Here is a 22,841-nt window from a genome sequence, read left to right on the forward strand (position 1 = left end):
TTCCGGTCCGCGCCTCAGGCGGCGGCCAAGACGCGGACAACGATCAACGCTCCTTTCCGCAGCGCGCAGACAGGCGGCGGTCTCTGCTGACTGTACATTGTAGGCTGCTCCTTGGTCTTGTAAAGAAAAAAGGAGCCAGCCCGGCTCAGGCTGCTGGCCGCCACGCCCGCTCATACACCGCGACAACTTCATCCAGCGTCGGCCGGCGCGGATTGTTGGCCACCGGGCGAGCCACAGTCAGGGCGATTCTTGCCATCTCCGGGATTTTGTCTTCTGGGATGCCTATTTCTTCCAAAGTGGCCGGAATGCCCACATCGGCGTTGAGATCAAAAAGCGCGTCCACGCAGAGCTGGGCCGCTTCGCGCAGGGACAGGCCGTCGGTGTTCTGGCCGAGCACCTCAGCCAGCGTGGCAAATTTTTGCAGATTGCCGGTCAGGTTGTATTCGATCACATACGGCAGCAGCACCGCGTTGGCCAAGCCGTGCGGGATGCCGAACATGCCGCCGAGCGGATAGGCCATCGCGTGCACCAAGCCCACGCCTGCGGTGGCCAAAGCCTTGCCGCCGAGCAGCGACCCCATCAGCATGGCAGCCCGCGCCTCCAGGTTGCCGCCGTGGGTGCAGGCCGCTGGCAGGTTCTCAGCAATCAGGCGGATGGCCTCCAGCGAGTACATTTCCGAGATCACATGCGCCTGCGTCGAAGTGTAGGCCTCCAGGGCGTGAGTGAGCGCGTCTATGCCGGTGTAAGCCGTGACTTTCGGCGGCAGGCTGAGGGTCAGCTCCGGGTCGAGGATGGCCGCGTCCGGGTAGAGCGGATCGCCGTTCATGCCGCCCTTGGAGCCGGTTTCCTCGTTGATGAAGACAGCGGTGAAGGTCACTTCCGCGCCTGTGCCAGCCGAGGTCGGCACCATAATTTTTGGCACGCCTGCCTTCTTGATCAGGCCGAGACCGAGATAATCAGCGGCCTTGCCGCCGTTGGTGAGAAGTATGGCCACGGCCTTGGCCACGTCCATGGCCGAGCCGCCGCCCGCGCCGATGACGCAGTCGCAGCCGTTCTCCTTGGCAAGGGCGCAGGCGCGGTCAGCGAGTTTCAGGCCCGGCTCCGGGTCAACCTGATCATAGACAACAAAGGGAATGCCCTCTTGCTCCAGCGGCTCAGTCAGCTTGGGCAGCATTCCTGCTTTGACCAAACCGGGATCAACCACCACCAGGGCCTTGCTGCCCTTGAAATCTTTGACGGTCGCGCCGAGTTCTTTGACAGCTCCGGCTCCGAAACGGATGCGGGTGGGCTGGGTGACGGTGAATGACTGGGTGTGCATCATGGCGGGGCACCTGATAATGTTCAATGAGAATGAGACGGCGCAGGACAGCCTTTGCGGCAGCGGCCTGCCAGATGTTAAGTATCCTTGGAATTGGCGAAAAAATCAACAGCGGCGATGGAAATTGAAAAAATACCGGCGGAATTTTCACCTTGTGAATGCGGGACAGAGGATTATAATGAATATTCCGAGCTGTTGAACCTCCGCCTTTCCGATTCCGCCGTCCGCCATGTCGCAAACATCCCCCAACCTGATCATCGGCACCCTTGGGCCGAAGCATTCTCATGCTTGGCAGGCCGCTGTTCTCCACGCTTTGGACGCGGCGCCTGCCGCCGAGCTGCAAGCCTTTCCGCACACCGCCGGGCTGCTGGCCGCTTTTGCCGCTGGGGAAATTGACCGGGCGGTGATTCCGGTCTACAACACCCGCGAGGGCGGCGGCAAGCAGTATTTCGGCCTTTTCCGGCAGATCAGCGAAGGCTGGTGGATCAGCAACGTGGTATTGCCGGTCAGCCTCTCGCTCGGCGTGTTCGCGCCGGAGATCCAGCCGCAGGAGCTGCGCGGCCTGCTCGGCAGGCGGGCGGTCTTCCGTCAGTGCGAGGACTACATCAGCCGCACTTTTCCCGACATCGCCCTGACCAGCGTCCACGACCTTGAGGCCGCCTTGGCCCGCCTCCAGGCGCAGGGCGGCGATGAAACGCTGCGGCACGGGGTGATTGACACTGGCGAGATGCTGGCCGCACACGGGCTGCACGTCGCCGAGCGCGAGCTGGCTCCGCACAGCCGCACCCGCTACGCCGTGCTGGACCGCGAGCTGGCCAAGCCCAGCGGCTACGACTCCACCGCCCTGCTGACTCGCCCGCTGGACGACCGGGTCGGCCTGCTGGTGGACATCCTCGGCGAGTTCTCCCGGCGCGGGATCAACATTCTCGACATGAGTTCGGAGAACGATCCGCAGACACAGAAGCTGCAAGTGTATCTGGAGGCGGAAGGCCACATCGAGGACGAAGCGATGGCCGGAGCCGTCGCCCAGATTGAAGAGCGCATTGTCGGCCAGAAAAATTGCATCCGCCTGCTCGGCTGCTTTCCGCGCGTGGACATGCGGCCCAAACACATCCGCTCGGTCGGCTTCATCGGCACCGGCGACATGAGCGCATGGTTTGCCGAGCGGCTGGAGAACGAGGGCTACCGCGTTTTCATGAGCGGGCGCAGCACCGAGCTGCGGCCTGAGCAGATGATTCCTGATGTGGACGTGGTGCTGATCTGCGTGCCGATCTCGGTCACGGCGGCCACAGTGCGGCAGTACGGCCCGCTGCTTGCTGACGGCAAGGCGCTGATCCTGCTGGCAGGTGAGGCCGAGGAAACCTTGCAGGCCGCGCTGGAGGCCACCAGCAGCGGGGTGGAGGTGATGCTGGTGCACAACCTCTGGGGGCCGCAGGCGGCGGCGATGAAGGACAAGAACGCGGTGGTGGTGCGCACCCGGCGCAGCGGCAAATTCTGCGCGGAATTTGAGGCGTTCCTTTACAAGCACGGCGCGAGCATCCAGTATGATTCCGCCGCCCGCCACGACCTGCTGATGGGCATCGGCCAGAAACTTCCGACAGCGGTTTCCGTGGCCTTGGCCATGACCTTGGCGGAAAACCAGATCACTGCCGAAGAGATCGCGGGCCACTGCACCCTGACTTCACTTTATCCAATCTTGGCCATGGCGCGGGCGCATTCACAGAATCCGCGCACCTATGCCGAGATCCTCTCCATGCGCGGCGAAAGCGGCAAGATCGTCCAAGATTTCGCCCGCAACTTGGAGCAGGTCACAGCAATGGCCGGACGGGCCGAAATTCAGGAGCTGTGCGGCCTGATGGAGCGGAACCGCAGCCATCTCACTGAACGCTTCCTGCGCAGCCGGATGGAGCAGGCCAAGGCGGTGGATCAAGTCCTCGGCGCGATGCTCTGAGCCGCTTGGTTGACGGCGGCGCTGTTCGTGCTTAGGGTGAGCCGATGCCGGAAATTCCACAGAAGCCGCTGTCAAAAATGCCCGGCGTTCTGATATAATGCCCTTGTCATCCTGTGACAATTCTGAGAATTTTCATTCATTTCATAGAGGAGCCGCCTGATCATGCTGGAAAGAGTCCTTGCCTATCTTGACCAAAAACACGTTTGTCCGCATTGCAAGACAGAGCTGACCCTCTGCCACGCGCCGCCCATGCACGTAGGCGACGGTCTGGGCTGGGGTTCAGAATTTCTTTTCATCTGCCTCAACGATGATTGCCCAATGTTCGTCAATGGCTGGAATTTTATTGAAAATCAGTACGGCCATTCTGGCTCCTACCGGCACATGAAGCTGCCTGACAGCCAGGAAAGCTACAGCATGATGGTGGGCAGCAAATTTGCCTTCACCGGCTGCGCGGTCGACATTGAGGATTTGCGGCGGCAGAACACCCGCTATCAGGCCGAGAAGGCGGCGGCAGGCCAGCTCTGCGGCTGCGTGGCGGCCAAAGATCTCAGTCCGGTCATCCATCTGCTGACCGACAACGCGGCGGACATCACTCTCCGCCGCAAGGCCGCCGACCTGCTGGCCGAACTGAACGACATCGCCTGCATCGAGCCGCTGCGCAACCATGCCTTCACTGATCCGAGCTTGGAGCAGGCGGTCAATCTGGCGGTCAGCCGCATTCTCGCCAGTCATTTTCTGCGCGAATGCCCGTACTGCGCCGAGCTGATCAAGGCCCGCGCCCAGCTCTGCAAGCACTGCGGCAAAGAGCTGAGCGAAGCGGAATAAGCTGAAGCGGCTTTTTTCCTCTTGCCAAAAAATGGCGGCAGGGTATAATTGCCCCGTTGTTTTGTGGTGAGCGTAGCTCAGCTGGTGGCAGCACCGGGTTGTGGCCTCGGAGGTCGTGGGTTCAAGTCCCATCGCTCACCCCATCTTTTGAAGAAATCAGGCGTTGCAGGCTTCCGGCCAGCAACGCCTTTTTTTGTCGGCCCATGCCGTGCCGCCGCTGAATATTCTCTTGAATTTCCTGCGGCTTTCCGTTAATCTGCCTCGCAGCATCCGCTTTCCTCCGGCCCGGCTGGCCGTCCTTGGAGAGCGGCGGGCGCGCCTGCCCTGAATTTCATCCTTTTGAGCGGTCAACATTATGAAAGCTGCTGTTGTGCACGGGGCCAATAATCTCCGCGTGGAAGAATGTCCCGACCCCTCTGCCGGGCCGGGCGAAGTCGTCATCAGAACCAAGGCCGCAGGCATCTGTTCCGAAAGCGTCCGGGCGCTGCTTGGCCAGATTGATCAGCCGCCGCCCTTCATTCCCGGCCAAGAGCTGGCAGGCGAGATCAGCGAGGCCGGGCCGGGTGTGCGCGGCTTTTTCCCCGGCGATCCGGTGGCGGTTTATTCCGCCGGCCTGCTGGGCCGCAGCGTCAACGGTGCCTTCGCCGAGCTGGTGCGGGTGCCGAAGGAGATTGTCGAGGCGGGCGGGCTGGTCAGGCTGGATGAGGAGATTTCTTTTGAAGACGCAGTGATGGCCGAGCCGCTGGCCTGCACCTTCACCGTCGCCCGCGCCAATGGCATGAAGGAAGGGCAGACAGTGCTCATCGTCGGTGGCGGCTCAGTCGGCCTGATGCACCTGAAAACCGCCAAATGGTCGGGCTGCAAGGTCATCGTGGCGGACAAGAATGCCGCCCGCTTGGCCTTGGCCGGACAGATGGGGGCCAGCCATCTGGTCAACACCGGCCAAAACGGCTTGAGCGAGGAAACAATGCGGATCACAGGCGGACGCGGCGCGGAGGTGGTCATACTTTCTGTCCGCATCCCGGAGCTGACAGCAGACTGCCTCAGCTTGACCGCTCCAAGCGGAGTCTGCAATCTGTTCAGCCTGTCGCCGGAAAGCGAGGCGGAGGCGGCCCGGCGGCAGATCCGGCTCACCGCCAGCTGCGGCGCAGCCGCCGGAGATTTCCGCAAATGCCTCCAGATGATCAAAGAGGAGGCGATCATCGTCTCCGACATGATTTCACACCGCTTCACGCTGGACGAGTTGCCGACGGCGGTGGAGAAGGCGAAAAATCAGGAACTGATCCGTGGCGTGCTCACCTTCGGCGAGCAGCTCGCCCTCGCCTTTTAGGCCGCGCAGACGCTTTCCGCCTCCAGGCCGGGCTGCCTGCGGATCAGCGTCAGGGCCGGTTCAAAATTGAAACTTTCAATCCAGCCCTCCAAGCGGCTGAACTCGTTCTGCTCCATCACCATCCGGAGGCTGTCCCGGTGCGACTCCAGAAATTCCAACGAGGAGTAATCGGACTGCTCCAGCAGGACAGCCAGCTGCCGCAGCTGCCGCCGCGCCGTCGCCCGGTCGCAGCTCTGCGGCAGCTGCGCCGCCGGCTCGCTGCCGCAGAGCTGCTCCGCCGCCTCCAGGCGCGTGTCAAGATAACTGACCACCGCTGTCACCTGTTCGGCCAGCTGCCGGAGCTGGCCGCTGAAATCGGCGGGCCGCCCGGCATTCAAAGCCGCCTCGATCTGCCCGGCCAGCTGCTGGATGCCCGGCATCCCGATGTTGCCCGCCACGCCTTTCAGGCTGTGCGCGGCGTACTGCGCGCCCTTAAGGTCGCAGGCCCGGATCAGCTCCTCCATTTTGGCGCTGATGCCGCGCTGCTCCCGGCAGAAGCTTCTGAGCAGCTTCAGACACAGCTCCTCGTTGCCTTCCAGCCGCCGCAGTCCGCCGGCCAGATCCAGCCCGGCTGGCTGCGCCGCCGTCCCGGCCTCCTCCAGCAGCAGCTTCAGGCAGCAGGCCGCCCTGCCCCCTCCCCTGCCTGGCTCCTGCGGCGGGCAGGCATCTTGCGACCGCTCGCGGATCCAGCGGTTCAAGGCTGCGAAGAGGCTGCGGCGGCTGACCGGCTTGGCGATATGGTCGTCCATGCCCATGCGGAAGCATTTGTCCCGTTCTTCGCTCACTGCATGGGCGGTCATGGCTAAAACAGGCAGCGACAGCCTGCCCAGCTCCTGACGGATGCGGCGGGTGGCCTCATAGCCGTCCATCACCGGCATCTGGATGTCCATCAGCACCGCGTCGTAGTCCCGCGCCGCCACCGCCGCCACCGCCTCCTCGCCGTTGCTCACTGTCTCCACCAGCAGGCCCGCCTTGGCTAAAATCTCCTGCGCCACCTGCTGATTGATCAGATTGTCCTCGACCAGCAGAATGCGGGAGCCGCGCAGACGGCGGCTGGCCTCGGCCAGCTCTCCGCCCTCCTCCTGCCCGGCCCCGGCACTGCTCTCCACCGGCAGCAACAGCTCCAAGCCAAAAGAGAAGACGCTGCCTGAGCCGACTTCGCTTTCCACAGCCAGCTCCCCTCCCATCAGGCTGACCAGCTGTCTGCTGATGCTCAGTCCGAGGCCGGTGCCGCCGTATTTCCTTGCCGTGGAGTTGTCCGCCTGCGTGAATGATTCAAAAAGCTGGGGAATTTTTTCGGGCGGGATGCCGATGCCGGTGTCGCTGACCGCGAAGCGCACCGCCGCCCGCTCCCAGCTCCGCTGCGTCAGCGAGGCGCTGACCGTGATCTCTCCGGCTTCAGTGAATTTGACCGCGTTGCCGATCAGATTGGCCAGCACCTGATGCAGGCGCATCGGATCGCCGATCACCTGCCGGGGCAGGTCAGCGGCAAGGGCGAGGCGGAGACGGATGTTCTTGCGGCTGCTGTGCTCGTTGAACATCAGCATCAGCTTGTCAAAAAGTTCAGGCAGATTGAAGGGCGCCTTCTCAATTTTGAGCATTCCGGCCTCAATTTTGGAAAAATCAAGGATGTCGTTGATGATCTCCAGCAGGCTGCGGGAGGAGAGCAGGATTTTTCTGACATAGTCGCGCTGCTTGTCCGTGAGGCTGGTTTCCAAAGCCAGCTCGGCCAAGTTGATGATCCCGTTCATCGGCGTGCGGATCTCGTGGCTCATGTTGGCCAGGAATTCCGATTTTGCCGCCGTGGCGGCCTGCGCCCGGTCCATGGCCTTGGTCAGCTCCTGATTGGAGGCTTCCAGCCGCTGCCGGTAGGCGAGAAACAGCAGGCGGACTTTGTGGGAGAAGAGCAGGGAAATGCAGAGCGCGCCAAGCAGGATGAAGCAGAAAATCGCTAAAGAGACATGAATTTTTTCCTCCAGCAATTTTTTGTGCCGCTCCTTGGTCCGGCTGATCAGGGCCTCGTGGTCGCCGTAGTCAAAACTGGCGGCCACAATCCAGTTCCAGCGCTTGTAAAGGCTGAAATAGGTCATTTGCGATACCTCCTGGCCCTCCAAGCCTTTTTTGCCCTCGTAACTGACAAAGACCTCGCCGAACTCCTTCAGGCTGGCCAGCAGCTCCTCCCAGTTCCGCTTTCCCGCCTCGCCGCTGTTCAGGAGCAGGGCGGCCAGGCCGGAACGGTCCGCCGGGCTGACCGACGGCAGGCCCGCGCCGCCGTCCTGCAGGGCGTTCAGATCGATGATCGTCAGCCGCTCATCGCCGGTACGGCCATCGTGCTGCCGGATGGAGTTTCCGGCCTGCCGCTTGACCTCGCGCTCAATCTCGTCCAAATATTCGCCCGCGCCGATGTACCAGTCAAACGGGGGAAAGGGGACGATGTAGGCCGCAGCCTGCGCGGGCCTGCCGTCGCGGTCCCAAAAATACTCGTACAAACCGCCGCCTTTGCTGGCCAAGGCCGCCATGTCCTGATAGACATGCAGCCGGTTCTCATTGCTGTTGTCATAGACGCTGCGCCCCTCCAGCTCCGGCTCCGGCGGCCAGAGCCTGCTGATTCCGGCCAGCGAGCGGATGAAAAAAAAACTCCGTCCGCTGTTGAAACGGAACGGGCGCACCGCCTCAATGATCAGCCGCTCCAGCTGCGTCCGCTCCATGCCTTTGTTCTGCTCATACAGGTGCAGAGCCATCTCGCTGATTTGCAGCACCTGATTTCTCAAATTGTTCTGAAACTGCGTCTGGGCCATCCGCTGCCGCACGTCCATGCTGTGGACAAACTGCTGCACCGAGTCGCGCACGCCGTCTTTCTTGTCCTGAAGCGACTTTTTCTCCATCTGCGCCAGCTCGATCTGGAGGCTGATCCGGGCATCCCAGTAGGTGTGGGCGACGATGCCCAGCCACATCAGCAGGCCGACCAGGCTGGAATTGAGGATGATCAGCTTGCCGATGTTCTCCTCGGTGAATATTTTCATGGTAACATTGCCGGAGAATGAGTATTTATGATGCCCAGCCGCCCGGCGCGCCGAAGACAAAACTGTCCCGGCGCGGCGGCCCTTTTCCGCGTTCTCTTTTCTATTATCCTGCGCCGTCCATGAATGAACAACAGCTTTCTGCGCTGCTGAACCAAGTCCGCAGCGGCGGCATCAGCCCGGAGGCGGCGCTGGAGCAGCTCCGTCTTCTGCCGACAGAGGAGCTGGACTCAGCCCGGCTCGACCACCACCGGCTGCTGCGCACCGGCCTGCCGGAAGCGGTTTTCGGTGAAAGCAAGACGGGCAGTCAGCTTGCGGAGATTCTCCGGGCCATGCTCCGCCGCCCGATGCCGGTCTTGGCCACGCGGGTTGATCCGGCCAAGGCGGCGCAGGTTTGTGCTCAAATCGAGGGGCTGCGCTATCACGAGACCGCCCGCCTGCTCACCGGCAACGAAGATCAAGCACCAAAAGGCGGCGGCAGAGGCACGGTGGCAGTGGTCACCGCAGGCACCTCCGATCTGCCTGTGGCTGAGGAGGCCCGCCTCTGCCTGGAACTGTTCGGCCACGAGACCGCAACCGTTTATGACGCAGGCGTGGCCGGCATCCACCGCATTCTGGCGCATTGCGGGCTGCTCCAGCGGGCCTCTGTCGTCATCGTCGCCGCAGGCATGGAGGGCGCGCTGCCCTCGGTGGTCGCTGGCCTGACTCCGGCCCCGGTGATCGCGGTGCCGACCTCAGTCGGCTACGGCGCGGGCGCGGGCGGCTTCGCGGCCTTGCTGGGGATGCTCAACAGCTGCGCCCCCGGCCTGGCGGTGGTCAACATTGACAACGGCTTCGGCGCGGCCTGCATGGCGGCGGCGATCAACCGGAAGCCGCCGCAGGACTGAGCCGCCGGAAAAGGTGAAAAAAGCCGCTCCAGCCGTTGCAAGACCGGCTCTCCTGTCGTATAGTTTCTTTTCTTCAGAAAAAGTCCGCGCAGGCGGACGCGCTCCCGCACTTTGCCCTGTCATACCGTCTTGGTGAAACGCCCATGAACAGCTCCTTGAAATGGAAGGGCGGCCTGCTCGCCGCTGTCGTCCTCTTTTCCCTTGTCACCCTGCTGCCGTCTTTTCACAAGGGCCTGCCGGACTGGTGGAAGAAATATTTGGCTCCCAAGGGCCTCCAGCTCGGCCTCGACCTTCAGGGCGGAATGCACCTTGTTCTGCGGGCGGACATTGACCGGGCGGTGCGCAACTCTCTTGACCTCGCCGCGTCCGATCTGAAGGACGGCCTCAGCGACCAAGGCATCTCAGCGGTGCGGATGGACTCGCCCAATCCTGAGCAGGCCATGCTGACCCTGCCCAACACCGGGGCCGTGGACAAGGTCAAGCAGATCGTCAAAGATGATTTTCCTAACCTCGACGTGGAGATTCAGGCCGAGGCGGGCAGTTTTCCCCGCATCACTCTGCGCCTGAAGGCGAAGGAGGTTGACTTCATCCGCCAGAACGCGGTGGCTCAGTCGCTGGAGATCATCCGCAACCGTATTGACCAGTTCGGCGTGGCCGAGCCGGTGATCATCCGCCAGGGCGAGAACGAGATCGTGGTGCAGCTGCCCGGCGTGAAAGACCCGGAGCGGGCCATCGGCCTGATCGGCCAGACCGCGCAGCTGGAGTTCAAAATGGTCGCGGACGAAGCGGGCCTTGATCTTGGCCAGCTCGTCAGCCAGGCTGTCGCCGCCGGGCAGTGGCAGGATGGCGGCAGCGTCCGCCAGCTCAATCTCGCCTTGCAGGCCAGTCTGCCCAAAGGCACTGAGATCGCCTTTGAGCGCAATGTGGATAAAAAGACCAAGCAGGAGCTGAAAACCCCGCTTCTGCTGGAAAGCCGGGTGATGATGACCGGCGAGATGGTCAAGACCGCCCGCATGGGCTTCGGCGGCACCTTCAACGAGCCGCTGGTGAGCATGGAGCTGACCGGGCGCGGCAGCAAGATTTTCGCGGATGTCACCAGCAAGAACGTCAACCGCCGCTTCGCCATCGTCCTCGACGACGTGGTGCGCTCGGCCCCGGTGATCAGAGAGAAGATCCTTGGCGGCTCGGCGCAGATTTCCGGCAGCTTCACCACCGAGGAGGCCGCTGACCTGGCCATTGTCCTCCGGGCGGGCGCGCTGCCTGCGCCGGTGGAGGTCATCCAGAACATGACCGTCGGTGCCAGCTTGGGGCAGGACTCCATCAGCAAGAGCTTCGCCGCCGGCTTGGTCGGCTCGGCGCTGGTGCTGGCCTTCATGGTGGTGTATTACCGCACCTCCGGCCTGATCGCCAACGTCACCTTGGCCCTGAACATCCTCCTCCTCTTCTCTGGCTTGGCGATTTTCGGCGCCACTCTGACCCTGCCCGGCATCGCGGGCATCATCCTCACTGTGGGCATGGCCGTGGACGCGAACGTCATCGTCTTTGAGCGGATGCGGGAGGAATACGCGCTGGGCAAATCAGTCCGCTCCTCAGTGGACGCAGGCTTCGGCAACGCCTTTTCTTCCATTGTCGACTCGCAGGTCACCACCCTGATCACCGCCATGGTGCTCTTCCTTTTCGGCACCGGCCCGATTAAAGGCTTTGCCGTCACCCTGACTCTCGGCATCATCTTCAACCTCTTCGCCGCCCTCTTCTGCACCCGGCTGATCTACGATTGGCTGCTGGCACGGCGCAGCCTGCGCGAGCTGAAATTCTTTTCTTTTGTCAGCAAGCCGAATTTTGACTTCATGGGCGTGCGGAAAATCGCTTTCGGCATCTCGGCGGTGCTGGTCTTCTTCGGCCTCTTCTCCTTTGTTGAAATTCTGCGCGGCGACGCGAACCTCGGCATTGACTTCACCGGCGGCGCGCTGCTCCAGTACAAGTCCGAGCAGCCCTTCAATCTCGATGCTGTGCGTTCCGAGCTGGGAAAAAGCGGCCACGGCTCGGCGGATCTCCAGCAGGTCAGCGATGAAAACCGCCTGATGGTCAAGCTGAAGACCTCGCAGGAAACCGTGGGCAATCTGGCCGACGAGATCACTGCCGCCCTCAATCAAGGCGGCAAGGCGGCTTTTGTGTTAGAGAGTCAGTCTGAGATCGGCTCCTCGGTCTCCGATGTCCTCCGCAATGAGGCCATTGTGGCCATTCTCATCTCTCTGGCCGGCATTCTGATCTACCTGACCATCCGCTTCGATTTCCGGTTCTCGGTGGCCGCCGCCGCCGCGACCTACCATGACGTATTCGTGGTGCTCGGCATCTGCTGGCTGCGCGGCATGGAAATCAACCTGCTGGTGATCACCGCTCTGCTCACCTTGGCCGGCTACTCCCTCAACGACACTGTAGTCACCTTCGACCGCATCCGCGAGAACATAGGCAAGCATCCTGAGAAGGGCCTGTTCAGCCTGATCAACCCCAGCATCAACGAGACGCTGGGCCGGAGCATCATCACCGCGCTGACCACAGCCATGACCCTGCTCGCGCTCTTCCTCTTCGGCGGCTCGACCATTCATGACTTCGCTTTCGTCCTCCTTACGGGCATCCTTGTCGGCACCTACTCCTCCGTCTTTGTCGCCAGCCCGCTGCTGACGGTGAAGCGGCGGCAGGTCGAGGCTGCTGCGGCCTGATTCCGGCATGGCGGCGCGAACGCTGGCTGACCTTTTCGCCGGGGCGGGCGGCCTGTCCTGCGGGCTGGAAATGGCAGGCTTCCGTCCGCTGCTGGCGAATGAGCTGAACCCCACCGCCGCCGCGACCTACCGCCTGAATCACCCTGACACCGCGCTGCTGGAGGGCGACATCCGCCAGATCAGCGCGGCGGAGCTGACGGCGCGGCTGGGCCTGAACGCGGGCGAGCTGGATCTGCTCGCCGGAGGGCCTCCCTGCCAAGGCTTCTCCATCAACGCGCCAGTCCGCTCGTTAGATGATGACCGGAATCATCTTTTTAAAGAATTCATGCGGGCAGCTGAGACGTTGCGGCCCAAGGCGGTGCTGATAGAGAACGTGCCCGGCATCATCTCGCTGGGACGGGGCACAGTGGTCGAGCAGATTTACCGGGAGCTGGCCCGGCTTGGCTACAAAATTGCGCACCGCATCCTCTTTGCAGGCCATTACGGTGTGCCGCAGCTGCGTTTCCGCACCATTTTCATAGCTCTTCGTTCAGAAAAGGCGGACATTGCCTTTCCGCCGCCGGAATATGCGGCGACGGCTGCGGCAAATTTCACCGGCGCACGGGAGCTTTGCCTTGACATCCTGCCTCTGTTCCATCAGCGGCTGAAACCGCAGACCACAGTCTGGGATGCCATTTCTGATCTGCCGGAAATCAACCCTGAGCAGCAAGAGGAAATGCTGCCGTATGCTGCGGAACCGGCCAATGATTACCAGAAATTTCTGCGGCATGGCAGTTCTCAGATCTGCAATCATCGCTGCAACCGACTGAGTACTATCAATCTGGACCGGCTGCGGCATATTCCGCAGGGCGGCAGCTGGCGCGACATTCCTTTCGAGCTGCTTCCGGCAGGTTTGCAGCGCGCCCGCCGGAGCGACCACACCAAACGCTACGGCAGGCTTGATCCGAACGGCCTGTGCTCCACAATTCTGACCAAATGCGATCCGCACTGGGGCAGCTTTTTTCATCCGACCCAAGACAGGGTGATTTCTGTCAGAGAGGCGGCGAGAATGCAGTCTTTTCCAGACCGATATCATTTCACTGGATCGTTGACTCAGCAGTATGAGCAGGTCGGCAATGCTGTGCCGCCGCTGCTGGCCTGCGCAATTGGCCGGACGATCATCAAGATGCTGGAGCAATGCTGATGAAAAAGGACTTAGTTGAAATTTTTGGCTATGCCCCTGATGATCTTTCCTTTGCGGCAAGGTCATTGTGGAATTTGGGCGCATGTCCATTTGTCAGCAAAGCCTGCATTAAAATCAATCACGACCAGAGCATTGTTTACGGCACCTGCGCAGTGACTTCACCTCATGGCGATGTCATCATTTGTCCAAATCGTTTTTATGCGGATAACTACGCCGTGCTGCGGCAGGCGGCTGAAGATGCGTTCGGCGACATTCCTTTTTTGCTCTTCAGCGAATATATTGAACAACGCGGCAAAATCAGGGACTGCGTTGTTGCTCTTGGCAAGAATTCAGGAAAGGAGATTCAGGCGGGGCGGAGCCTTTCGATAGACTGGGTGCTTGCCCGGCTTGCAGACGGGCAGCTTGCTGAGTACATTGGCGTTGAAGTGCAGAGTTTGGACATCACTGGAAACTACAGAGACGCTTGGCATGGATATAAAAATTTGCCGATCACCAAAAAACAGCGTGAAGATATTCCTTCCTCAAATCACGGTCTGAACTGGGCCAATGTCCACAAGCGGCTTATTCCCCAGCTCATCCGCAAAGGAATTATTTGCTCGCGTTCAAACTTCGTCAAAAAAGGGCTGTATTTCATCCTTCCTGAAGTCGTTTTCAAAAAATTTGAAGATGTTGTCGGCGCAGATATTTCTCATGCCGCACAGGCCGCTTCTGACACGCTGACCGTCTTTACGTATCAGTTAGGTATCGCTAAACAGGCAGGATGTCAGCGAAAACTGCTGCCTGTGCGGAAGTTTCGCTTCACCTTGGCTGATTTCTCCAACCGTTTCATCTCCGGGCCAAATCTTCCTTCCGGCGCAGAGCTTGACGCAGCGGTCAAGCGAGTTCTTGGCCTGTTGCAATCATAGTGATTTTTTTAACAACAAGATGACAGCGGCAATTCAAATCATCGGCGGCGGGCTGGCTGGCTGCGAGGCGGCTTGGCAGGCGGCGCAGCGCGGCTGCCACGTGGAACTGTACGAGATGAAGCCGACGCGCTTCAGCCCGGCGCACGAGTCCGAGCTGCTCGGCGAGCTGGTCTGCTCCAACTCCCTGCGCTCCAATGCGCCGGACACAGCGGTCGGCCTGCTGAAGGAGGAAATGCGGCGGCTGTATTCCTTGGTCATCCGGGCGGCTGAGGCCAGCGCTGTTCCGGCAGGCACAGCACTGGCGGTTGACCGGCAGCAATTCGCTGAATACCTGACTAGGGTCATGGACGCGCATCCGCGCATCACCGTCATCCGCGAGGAAGTCACAGCCCTGCCGGAGACGGACAGGCCGCTGATTCTCGCCACCGGGCCGCTGACCTCAGAGGCCATGACCACCAGCCTGATCGCCCTGACCGGAGAAAAGCATCTCGCCTTTTATGATGCCATCGCCCCGATTATTGCGGCGGATTCGCTCAACATGGAGCGGATCTACCGCAAATCGCGTTGGGATGACGATACGCCGGGCGATTACCTCAACTGCCCGATGGATGAGGCGGAGTACAACGCCTTCATTGAGCTGCTCGGCAATGCCCAGGCTGTGCCGTTGAAGGCGTTCGAGGAGCCGAAGTATTTTGAGGGCTGCTTGCCGATTGAGGTGATGTGCGCACGCGGCAAGGACACTCTGCGTTTCGGGCCGATGAAACCGGTCGGCCTCGCTGATCCGCGCTCTGGCAGGGAACCGCACGCGGTTGTCCAGCTGCGGGCCGAGAACTGCGACGGCACTGCGTACAATCTCGTCGGCTTCCAGACCAAGCTCACCTATGCCGAGCAGCAGCGGGTCTTCCGCACGATTCCCGGCTTGGAGCAGGCGGAGTTTGTCCGCCTCGGCTCCATCCACCGCAACACCTTTATCTGCGCCCCGGTCTTGCTCGACCAGTTCTTGCAGATGAAAAAGCGGCCCGGCCTCTTCCTTGCCGGACAGCTCTCCGGGGTCGAAGGTTATGTGGAGTCAACGGCGATGGGCCTGCTGGCGGGCATCAACGCCGCCCGCTTGGCGCTGGGGCAGGCAATGGCCGCGCCGCCCGCTGGCACTGCCCTTGGCGCGCTGATCCGTCACCTCACCGAAACCGATCCGGCTCATTTCCAGCCCTCGAATGTCAACTTCGGCCTCTTCCCGCCGCTGCCGGGCCGGGTGCGCAAGAAAGACCGGGGCGGCCAGCGGGCCGAGCGGGCCCTGCGCCTGCTGGAGGAATGGAACGCAAGCATTTCATCAAATAGGGCAGGAACATGAAATTTCAATGCGGCACCTGCGGCAAATACTATCTGATCGAGAATGCAGAGGAGATCGGCAGCAAACAGATGCTCCGCTGCGTGGACTGCGGCAATGTCTTTGCGCTGCACAAGAATCTCGCCTTTTCCTCCTCCAGCCGGAATTCCAAGCTGCTCTGCAAACGCTGCGGCAGTTTGATTGACGAGGCGGGCGGCACCTGTTCGGTTTGCAATCCGGCCCTCAAAAGCCTGCGCGAGGAATTCATGATCGACAACCGCGAGTATGAATTCTTTGAAGTGCGGAAAGGTAAAGTCCGGCCCAAAGGGAGAGCGGGCAGGCGGAGCAAGGCCGCTCTGCTGGCCGGAGCGGCTGTGCTGGTCATTGTCTTTGTTGTGCTCGCTGCCGCGCTGCTGCCCGGCAGCAGGCGGGACGCGCTCAAAACCGCTGTCCTCAAACCGCTCGGCATCACGAGCAAAGCTGAGACGCAGGTGGTGATCTTACGTTCCGGCCAAACCTATTACGCCGAAAAGGTCGAGCATTTGGCCGGGACGGCGAAAATCACCGAAAAAAGCGGCGGCGTGGTCGCTGTGGCGGAAAAAGACATCGCGCAGATCGCCAAGGCGGTGACGGAAGAATGATCATCCGGCTGATTTTCAAACTATTTTTTCTGAAATCAAAATGTGGCTGCCGCTCATCATCACTGCCGCTTTAATGGATGGCCGGAGCATGTCCGGCGCAGCCTGTCTCCATATCTCATCTCCTTGCCCATGTTCACCGCGCTCAAGCCTCTCATCCTCGCCTCAGCCTCGCCCCGGCGGAAGCAGTTTCTCCGCCATCTCGGCCTTGATTTCACCTGCCAGCCTGCTGACATTGACGAAAGCCCCCTCTCCGGCGAGCGGGCTGCTGATTTCGCCCGGCGGCTGGCGGCGGAAAAAGCTGCGGCTGTCGCCGCCAGCCGCCGGGAAAGCTGGGTGATCGGCGCGGACACGGTGGTCACGCTCGACAGCGAGATCATCGGCAAGCCCGCTGATGCAGGCCATGCCTTGGAAATCTTGCGCGCCCTGCGGGGCCGGACGCATCAGGTCATCACCGGGCTGGCCTTGATCTGCCAGCGGGAAGGCTGTTCGGAAATTGTGGCCGAAACCAGCGAAGTCACCTTCGCCGACTTCCCTGACGCAGTGCTGGCCGCCTACATCCGCACCGGCGAGAGCTTTGACAAGGCCGGAGCCTACGGCATTCAGTCGGGCGGGGCGTTTTTAGTGCAATCCATGCGCGGCTCCTGCTCCAATGTGATCGGCCTGCCCCTCAGCGCCTGCGTCGCCCTGCTCCTGCGGCGCGGGGTCATTGCGCCTCTGTCCTGAAAAACGGGGTTGTCTTTTTGCGGAAAATAATGTTATCCTGAGTACAAGGCTCAGCGGGTTCCGCCCCCGGGCGGCAGAGCGGCCAGAACGGGGAACTTTCATCCAAACGACAACGCCCTATGAACGCCATTTCATCCAAAGCACGTCCTGCGGAGCCGCAGGCAGCCGCAGCCAAGGCTGCCCCGGAGGAGAGCGGCGGCAGCACTTTGCCGGAAACCCTTTGCGCCCTGCTGGCGGAGAAGAAAAACCGCCAGATTGACGTGATGCTGGAGCAGCTCGCCGCCGGGCTGCGGGTTGAGAATCCCCGGATGCGGTTGAAGGCGGCCTGCTATCTCACCGACGTGCTGGAGCTGCTCATCGTCCATCAGGAATGGCAGCGGATGGACAAACTCCTGCCTGCGGCGGAGACCGCGCTGGCGGCGGCGGTGGCGAACGAGGTCGGCGCCTGGCAGCTGATCACCGCCCTGTCCACCTTTGCCGCCTATCAGATTGAGATGGGCCGCTACGCCTCCGCCCGCCGCGCCCTGCTTGTTTTCGCAGCATCGTCCGCACTTCCTGCCAAAGCTGAAAAACTCCGCGAGCGGGTGGAGCAGCTGATCGGCGATCTCGCCACCCGCCCTCTGCTGGAGCTGCTGCTGGTCGAATATCTTTTTGACAAGGAGAAAGGCCATGATGCCGGGCGGCTTTTCGCCGTCTTCGGGCGGGCGGCGGCGGAGTTCCTGCTGGAGCCTCAGAATCTCAAGCAGTGCGAGGACAAGGCCGACGCGCTGCTCAAGCTCTTCAGCGAGATTGGCGCGCCGGCGGAGAAGAGCCTCTGTCAGCTTCTCCGGCAGACCGGCGACTGGTACCTGATCCGCAACATCATCCGCCTGCTCGGCGAGAAGGGCAGCCCGGCCTGCTTCGCCGAAATCACACCCTTTCTTGACCATGAAGACATACGGGTCAAAGGCGAGGTGCTGCGGGCCGCCAGCCGGATTGACGCGCCCGGCAAAAAGGATTTTTTCCTCCGCGCCCTCAAAACTGCGCCGAGGCAGCTCACAGAGCTGGTGGCGGCCCTGCTCGGCGACATTCCCGACAGCAGCTTGGTCGCGCCGCTGGCTGACCTGCTTGATGAAGCCGCGCTGATCAAAAGCAAGACCGGGCTGAATTTGCAGACCACCATCTGTCAGGCTTTGGGCAAGATCGGCTCGGTCAAGGCGGTGCCGACCCTGAAAAAGGTCATCGCCGCCAACGCGGGCGCGGCAGGCGGCCCGGCGGAGCAGCAGCTCCTGCGGGCGGCGGAGCAGGCCATCCAGCTCATCAGCCACGGCGGCAAACATAAGCGGTCCGGCCTTGTCTCCTCAGACGTGCCGACCCAGAACAATCCCTTTGCCGCGCGCGAGGCGGGCATCATCCGCACCGCCATGTCCGGCGACCGGGCTGCGGCGGCCCGCCATCTCTTCGAGCTGATCGCTGAATGCGTGCAGGAGGGCGATCTGCTCAACGCCGAGCGGCTGAAAGAGCGCTTCAGCGAAATCAATCCCAACGCCATCGCCGAAATCATCCAGTCCGCCGAGCTGATCGAGGAGGCGAAAAGCGGGGTGCAGGTGCGCGGCTATCTGGACATCTGGTCCAACCTGCTTCATGAGCTGAGTTCAGAGGAGTTCAGCGCCATCTACCACGAGCTGGAAAACCGCATCTTGGAGCCGGAGGAAATTCTTGTCCGGCAGGGCGAGCGCAACGACGAGCTGTTCTTCATCAATCATGGCACGATCCGGGTCTATTACAAGAAGAACGACCGAAAAATCTACATCAAGAGCCTCAGCGACGGCGATTTGGCGGGCGAGAATTTTTTCAGCACCTCGGTCTGGACTGTGAGCATGAGCGCGGTGACGGAGAGCCGGATTTCCATCCTCAAACGCGCCTGCTTCGAGCGCTGGAAAGAGGCCTACCCCGGCTTGGAAGAGAAGCTGAAAATTTTTTACAACAGCACCAACAATATCCGCGACCTGCTTCAGCGCAAGGGCCTCAACCGGCGGGTCTTCGAGCGCTACACTCTCTCCCGTAAAGTTGATTTTCAAGTCATGGACACGCCGGGCAGGCCCATCGGCCAGAAATTCAAAGGCAGGCTGGCTGATGTCTCAAGGGGCGGCCTGTCGATGGTCTTCCGCATGTCCCAGCAGAAGCACATCCGCGTGCTTTTAGGCCGCACCATGCAGATCACCATTCCGGTGGCCGGAAATCCGCCGGAGCTGAACGTGCATGGGCAGGTGCTGTCCATCCAGCCTGCGGACGAGGAGGCGGGCGAGTACAAAATCAGTTTGGTTTTTGACGAGGAGCTGGAGCAGGAGGAGCTGCAGACGGTGCTCGGTTAGGGGCGGGCAGAAGCCTTCCCCGCCAGGCCCGGCGGCCCGCCGGATAGGAAAATTCGACCCTGTCGGCGAAAATCCCGGCCCGCAGGCCGCCGCTCAGATGCAGCTCGCTGCGGTTTCGGCCCTGCAAAGCCGCCTCGGTGAGCAGAAGAATTTGCTCATAATCAGCCCGGCTGCCGAGCCGCCAGAGCAGCTGTTCCATCACGCGCCGCTGTAAAGCCGGACGCAGGCTGCGGAAGGGCTGCCGGAGCAGCTTCGTCAGTCCGCTGCCTTCTTCCCGCACTGTTTCATCCCACGCCTTGCCTGTCAGCTCCTCCAGCAAATCCTCATCCGCTGTTAGGCTGTCAGCGGTCTTCAGCAATGCGCTGCGGATGCCCGGCTCAAAACGCTCCTCCAGAAAAGGCAGCAGCTCATGCCGCACCCGGTTGCGGAGGAATTTGCGCTCGCTGTTGGAGGAGTCATAACAAAAGGCGATGCCGCGCCGCTCCAGCCAAGCGAGCAGCTCCTGCTTGCTGAAGCGCAGGAGCGGACGGATGATGTCGCCGTTTCTCATGCTCATGCCCGCCAGCCCTTTGCGGCCGCTGCCGCGCAGCAGCCGGAGCAGCAGCTCCTCAGCCTGATCGTCGGCGGTGTGGCCGACAGCGATCAGCTCCGCGCCGCAGCTGCGGGCCGCTTCCCGCAGAATCGCATACCGCAGCTCGCGGGCGGCATGTTCAATGGAAAGGCGTTTTTCGACGGCATAAACGGCGACGGATGCTTGCCGGGGAAGGAAAGAAATGCCGAGCTGCTCTGCCGCCGCCGCGACTGTCTCCCGCTCCTGCGGCGTTTCCAGCGGACGCAGGCCGTGGTCAATCCAAACCGCAATCAACTCAATCCGCAGGGCGCGCCGGGCATCAGCGAGCAGATGCAGCAGAGCCATGGAATCCGGCCCGCCGGAGACCGCCGTCACAACGCCCTGCCCTGCCCTGATCCCGCAGGGACTGGCAAGCAGCCGCAGGAAGCGGCTTTCCAGCCTCATCGGCCTGCGGTGTCCGGCAGCATCACTGTGTCAAACCAGTAGCTGTGCAGCCGCCGCACCGCCTCCATGTAGCCCTCAAAGCTTACCGGTTTGGCCACATAGCTGTTGGCCCCGTATTTGTAGCAGCGTTCCACGTCGCGGGGATCGGAAGAGGTGGTCATCACAATCACCGGAATGTCCTTCAGGGCGGGATCGCTTTTCATCTCCTCCAAAACTTCGCGGCCATCGGTGCCGGGCAGATTCAGATCCAGCAGCACCAGCGCGGGCCGGGGCGCGGCGCCCGGCGCGGCAAAGCGGTTGCGGCGGTGGAGATAGTCCAAGGCCTCGTCGCCGTCCTCGCAGCGGATGACCCGGCTGCGCAGCTGGCCTTTGCGGAAAGCGCGGAGCACAGTCTCGTAATCCACGTCGCTGTCCTCAACCAGCAGGATGTCCTGTCCTTCGTCAGGCGGATTGATCACAGTCCTGCCCTCCCCTCGCCGCCGTCCTGCCAGAAGACGCTGTCCGGCTCGCCGGACAGGGTGAAGCAAAAGATGCTGCCTTCCCCTTCCGCGCTTTCCAGCCAAATATGCCCGCCATGCCGCTCGATGATTTTTTTGACGATAGCCAGGCCCGCGCCGGTGCCGCCGCCGAACTTGCTGCCGTTGTGCAGTCGTTTGAACATGGTGAAAACCTTGTCGATATGTTTGTCGCGGATGCCGATGCCGTTGTCGCAGACATAGAAGACTGACTGGGCGGGATCGTTCCAGCGGCGCAGCGCGCCGACCTCAATCCACTTCTCCTGCTTATCGTTGTATTTCAAGGCATTGCTGATTAAATTGTAATACACCTCGCGCATCCGCACCGCATCGCAGGCCACAGTCGGCAGCGGCTTGGGCAGCAGCACTGCCGCCTGCTCACGCTCCAAGCTGAGCTGAAGAGTGGCCAGCACATCCTCGACCAGCCGGTTCAGATCCACCGGCCTGCGGGCCAGCTCCAGCCGGCCCACCCGCGAGTAGGTCAGCAGGTCGTCGGTCAGCGTTGAAAGCCGCCCGGCCAGATCGCCCATGGTCTTCAGCTTGTTCCGCCCCTCGCTGTCCAGCAGGCTGCCGTAGTCCTCCAGCAGGAAGGTGCTGTAGCTCATGATCCCGCGCAACGGCTCCTTGAGGTCGTGCGAGGCGATGTAGGCGAAGTCGTCCAGCTCCTTGTTGGAGCGCACCAGCAGCTCAGTCCGCTCGCGCAGGGCATCCTCCATCTCCTTGCGGGCCTGAATGTCCTCAATCACCGAAATGTAATATTTCGGCCTGCCCTTTTTGTCCCGCACCAAAGAGACCGTGTGGCTGACCCAGACTGCGCTGCCGTCCTTGCGCAGATACTGCTTCTCCATCGTGTAGGTGGACAGGGCGGGGTCAGCGGCCAGCTCCTGAGCCTTGGCCATGCTTCGTTCCGCATGGGCCGGATGGGTGACATCCTGAATGCGCCGGGCCAGCAGATATTCCGGCCCGCAGCCGAGGATGGCGCAGAGTTTGCGGTTGACCATCCGCCACGTGCCGTCGGGATTGACATGGCCGATGCCGACCGCCGCCTGTTCGAAGGTGGCCTGAAATTCCTCCTTGGATTCATGCAGATGCCGCTCGATCCGCGTGCGCTCAGTGATGTCCGCCGCCGCCGCCAGCACCCCGACGCTTCCGTCCCGCCCGCAGCGCAGCGTCCGGCCTGACCACTCGACAATCCGCTCTTCGCCTTGGACTGTGCGCAGGCGGAACTCCTGTCCGTCAATCTGTCCGGCTTCGCCGGCGAGCAGCCGCCGCAGGCAGACCTCCGCCGCGTCCTGATCATCGGGGTGAATGCAGTGGTTGACCCAGAACAGCCCGGCCAGCCCCTCCTGCTCCGCGCCGAGCATCTCGCAGCCCTTGCGGTTGACAGACTGAATCCGGCCTGCCGCGTCCAAAGCGACGATCATGGTTCCGGCGATGTCAAGATAGTTCTGCGCCCGCAGCTTCTCCTCTTCCAGCCGCCGGAAAAAAGGGTTGAAGCGCAGAAGCACGGTCATTCCGGCCAGCACCAGCAGCAGGGCTGCGCCGCCCGCCGCCGCTGCCGCCCGAAAATAAGGCCGCCGCACTTCGGCCAGATCAATTTTGGCCACCAGGCCGAGACGCAGCTCCGGCAGATGCTGATAAGCGGCCAGCACGGTATTGTTCCGCCAGTCTGTTCCAATCAGGGAACCGGTCTCTCCGGCCAGCGCCCGGCGCATCGGCTCCGCCAGCGGCGAGTCCAAGGGCAGCGCGTCCGGGATGCCGCCGGCCTGCCGCCGCAGGCCGGGCCAGAAGACAATTTGCCCCTGCTCCACGCGGGCGGCTGCGAATTCGCCGCTTTCGCCGAAGCAGCGCTTCTGCTGATGCGCCTTGAGGACTTCGGCCAGCGGATCGTCGGCGCCAGCGGCGAAGCGGACAAACTCCTGCATCAGGGCCGCATGGCTGCTGACAATTTCCTCCAGCCGCTGGCTCTCCAGCCGCAGGGTGGTGCGGTAGAGCAGGCAGGCGGTCAGCGCCGCAAGAAGACAGAGGGCCGTGCTGAGGACCAGCGCGGCAAGAGTCAGGGCTTTCTGCTTGTCAGTCATGATGATG

General features: G+C 62.0%; 17 protein-coding genes and 1 tRNA gene. 12 read left to right on the plus strand and 6 right to left on the minus strand.

What is annotated here, in order from left to right; translation table 11 throughout:
• Nucleotides 1–14 precede the first annotated feature (14 nt).
• Both ACNKH3_RS02765 and ACNKH3_RS02770 read right to left on the minus strand, forming a co-directional pair.
• Nucleotides 15–164 carry a hypothetical protein gene (locus tag ACNKH3_RS02765; protein WP_417916059.1) on the minus strand — a complete coding sequence of 50 codons (150 nt, stop codon included), beginning with the start codon at nt 162–164 and terminating at the stop codon, nt 15–17.
• The gene (locus tag ACNKH3_RS02770; protein WP_417916060.1) at nt 146–1,321 is read right to left on the minus strand and encodes an iron-containing alcohol dehydrogenase; all 1,176 of its coding nucleotides are present in this window, start codon (nt 1,319–1,321) and stop codon (nt 146–148) included. The genes ACNKH3_RS02765 and ACNKH3_RS02770 overlap by 19 nt, the downstream gene beginning before the upstream one ends.
• Before the next feature lie 226 nt (nt 1,322–1,547).
• Between ACNKH3_RS02770 and ACNKH3_RS02775 the strand changes: the two genes are divergently transcribed.
• The 4 genes from ACNKH3_RS02775 (at nt 1,548) to ACNKH3_RS02790 (ending at nt 5,424) form a co-directional block, all read left to right on the plus strand.
• On the plus strand, nt 1,548–3,269 hold the full coding sequence (locus ACNKH3_RS02775) for a prephenate dehydratase domain-containing protein (RefSeq protein ID WP_420208158.1): 1,722 nt from the start codon (nt 1,548–1,550) through the stop codon (nt 3,267–3,269).
• A 162-nt stretch (nt 3,270–3,431) separates the two neighbouring features.
• Nucleotides 3,432–4,094 (plus strand): zinc ribbon domain-containing protein, encoded by a 663-nt coding sequence (locus ACNKH3_RS02780; RefSeq protein WP_420208159.1) that lies wholly within the window; start codon nt 3,432–3,434, stop codon nt 4,092–4,094.
• A gap of 66 nt (nt 4,095–4,160) precedes the next feature.
• Nucleotides 4,161–4,237: transfer RNA gene (locus tag ACNKH3_RS02785), tRNA-His, on the plus strand.
• 212 nt (nt 4,238–4,449) lie between these two features.
• Nucleotides 4,450–5,424 (plus strand): zinc-binding dehydrogenase, encoded by a 975-nt coding sequence (locus ACNKH3_RS02790; protein WP_420208160.1) that lies wholly within the window; start codon nt 4,450–4,452, stop codon nt 5,422–5,424.
• Here the strand turns inward: ACNKH3_RS02790 and ACNKH3_RS02795 are convergent.
• Nucleotides 5,421–8,486 (minus strand): cache domain-containing protein, encoded by a 3,066-nt coding sequence (locus ACNKH3_RS02795; RefSeq protein WP_420208161.1) that lies wholly within the window; start codon nt 8,484–8,486, stop codon nt 5,421–5,423. The two genes, ACNKH3_RS02790 and ACNKH3_RS02795, sit on opposite strands and share 4 nt — an antisense overlap.
• Nucleotides 8,487–8,605: 119 nt before the next feature.
• On the opposite strand from ACNKH3_RS02795, the gene larB reads away from it, so the two are divergent.
• The 8 genes from larB to ACNKH3_RS02835 all read left to right on the plus strand — a co-directional run bounded on the left by larB (nt 8,606) and on the right by ACNKH3_RS02835 (nt 19,223).
• Complete coding sequence (larB, locus tag ACNKH3_RS02800) at nt 8,606–9,370, plus strand: nickel pincer cofactor biosynthesis protein LarB (protein ID WP_417916371.1); 765 nt, start codon at nt 8,606–8,608, stop codon at nt 9,368–9,370.
• Between the two features lie 143 nt (nt 9,371–9,513).
• Entirely contained in the window at nt 9,514–12,090 is a 2,577-nt protein-coding gene (gene secD / locus ACNKH3_RS02805; protein ID WP_420208162.1) for a protein translocase subunit SecD, read from the plus strand.
• Between the two features lie 7 nt (nt 12,091–12,097).
• On the plus strand, nt 12,098–13,273 hold the full coding sequence (locus ACNKH3_RS02810; protein WP_420208163.1) for a DNA cytosine methyltransferase: 1,176 nt from the start codon (nt 12,098–12,100) through the stop codon (nt 13,271–13,273).
• Nucleotides 13,267–14,178 carry a NotI family restriction endonuclease gene (locus ACNKH3_RS02815; protein WP_420208164.1) on the plus strand — a complete coding sequence of 304 codons (912 nt, stop codon included), beginning with the start codon at nt 13,267–13,269 and terminating at the stop codon, nt 14,176–14,178. The genes ACNKH3_RS02810 and ACNKH3_RS02815 overlap by 7 nt, the downstream gene beginning before the upstream one ends.
• Nucleotides 14,179–14,197: 19 nt before the next feature.
• Nucleotides 14,198–15,529 carry a methylenetetrahydrofolate--tRNA-(uracil(54)-C(5))-methyltransferase (FADH(2)-oxidizing) TrmFO gene (trmFO, locus tag ACNKH3_RS02820; protein WP_417916346.1) on the plus strand — a complete coding sequence of 444 codons (1,332 nt, stop codon included), beginning with the start codon at nt 14,198–14,200 and terminating at the stop codon, nt 15,527–15,529.
• On the plus strand, nt 15,526–16,146 hold the full coding sequence (locus tag ACNKH3_RS02825) for a hypothetical protein (RefSeq protein ID WP_417916347.1): 621 nt from the start codon (nt 15,526–15,528) through the stop codon (nt 16,144–16,146). The genes trmFO and ACNKH3_RS02825 overlap by 4 nt, the downstream gene beginning before the upstream one ends.
• A 129-nt stretch (nt 16,147–16,275) precedes the next feature.
• Nucleotides 16,276–16,869, plus strand: coding sequence for a Maf family protein (locus ACNKH3_RS02830; RefSeq protein WP_417916348.1), 594 nt, complete (start codon nt 16,276–16,278; stop codon nt 16,867–16,869).
• A gap of 119 nt (nt 16,870–16,988) precedes the next feature.
• Complete coding sequence (locus ACNKH3_RS02835) at nt 16,989–19,223, plus strand: HEAT repeat domain-containing protein (protein WP_420208165.1); 2,235 nt, start codon at nt 16,989–16,991, stop codon at nt 19,221–19,223.
• Here ACNKH3_RS02835 and tilS read toward each other — a convergent pair.
• From tilS to ACNKH3_RS02850, 3 genes are read right to left on the minus strand one after another with little or no spacing between them, the layout of a single operon-like run.
• The gene (gene tilS / locus ACNKH3_RS02840) at nt 19,165–20,238 is read right to left on the minus strand and encodes a tRNA lysidine(34) synthetase TilS (RefSeq protein WP_420208166.1); all 1,074 of its coding nucleotides are present in this window, start codon (nt 20,236–20,238) and stop codon (nt 19,165–19,167) included. The two genes, ACNKH3_RS02835 and tilS, sit on opposite strands and share 59 nt — an antisense overlap.
• Nucleotides 20,235–20,696, minus strand: coding sequence for a response regulator (locus ACNKH3_RS02845; RefSeq protein ID WP_420208167.1), 462 nt, complete (start codon nt 20,694–20,696; stop codon nt 20,235–20,237). Before ACNKH3_RS02845 ends, tilS begins: the two co-directional genes overlap by 4 nt.
• Nucleotides 20,693–22,834 (minus strand): sensor histidine kinase, encoded by a 2,142-nt coding sequence (locus tag ACNKH3_RS02850; protein ID WP_420208168.1) that lies wholly within the window; start codon nt 22,832–22,834, stop codon nt 20,693–20,695. Before ACNKH3_RS02850 ends, ACNKH3_RS02845 begins: the two co-directional genes overlap by 4 nt.
• Nucleotides 22,835–22,841: the final 7 nt, after the last annotated feature.

The sequence above is a fragment of the Candidatus Electronema sp. JC genome (assembly GCF_048287365.2).
Lineage (GTDB): Bacteria > Desulfobacterota > Desulfobulbia > Desulfobulbales > Desulfobulbaceae > Electronema.

Coding starts and splice junctions, on each gene's coding strand:
- ACNKH3_RS02770 (WP_417916060.1), bottom strand. CDS start 1,321: ATGATGCACACCCAGTCATTCACCGTCACCCAGCCCACCCGCATCCGT.
- ACNKH3_RS02775 (WP_420208158.1), top strand. CDS start 1,548: ATGTCGCAAACATCCCCCAACCTGATCATCGGCACCCTTGGGCCGAAG.
- ACNKH3_RS02780 (WP_420208159.1), top strand. CDS start 3,432: ATGCTGGAAAGAGTCCTTGCCTATCTTGACCAAAAACACGTTTGTCCG.
- ACNKH3_RS02790 (WP_420208160.1), top strand. CDS start 4,450: ATGAAAGCTGCTGTTGTGCACGGGGCCAATAATCTCCGCGTGGAAGAA.
- ACNKH3_RS02795 (WP_420208161.1), bottom strand. CDS start 8,486: ATGAAAATATTCACCGAGGAGAACATCGGCAAGCTGATCATCCTCAAT.
- larB (WP_417916371.1), top strand. CDS start 8,606: ATGAATGAACAACAGCTTTCTGCGCTGCTGAACCAAGTCCGCAGCGGC.
- secD (WP_420208162.1), top strand. CDS start 9,514: ATGAACAGCTCCTTGAAATGGAAGGGCGGCCTGCTCGCCGCTGTCGTC.
- ACNKH3_RS02810 (WP_420208163.1), top strand. CDS start 12,098: ATGGCGGCGCGAACGCTGGCTGACCTTTTCGCCGGGGCGGGCGGCCTG.
- ACNKH3_RS02815 (WP_420208164.1), top strand. CDS start 13,267: ATGCTGATGAAAAAGGACTTAGTTGAAATTTTTGGCTATGCCCCTGAT.
- trmFO (WP_417916346.1), top strand. CDS start 14,198: ATGACAGCGGCAATTCAAATCATCGGCGGCGGGCTGGCTGGCTGCGAG.
- ACNKH3_RS02825 (WP_417916347.1), top strand. CDS start 15,526: ATGAAATTTCAATGCGGCACCTGCGGCAAATACTATCTGATCGAGAAT.
- ACNKH3_RS02830 (WP_417916348.1), top strand. CDS start 16,276: ATGTTCACCGCGCTCAAGCCTCTCATCCTCGCCTCAGCCTCGCCCCGG.
- ACNKH3_RS02835 (WP_420208165.1), top strand. CDS start 16,989: ATGAACGCCATTTCATCCAAAGCACGTCCTGCGGAGCCGCAGGCAGCC.
- tilS (WP_420208166.1), bottom strand. CDS start 20,238: ATGAGGCTGGAAAGCCGCTTCCTGCGGCTGCTTGCCAGTCCCTGCGGG.
- ACNKH3_RS02850 (WP_420208168.1), bottom strand. CDS start 22,834: ATGACTGACAAGCAGAAAGCCCTGACTCTTGCCGCGCTGGTCCTCAGC.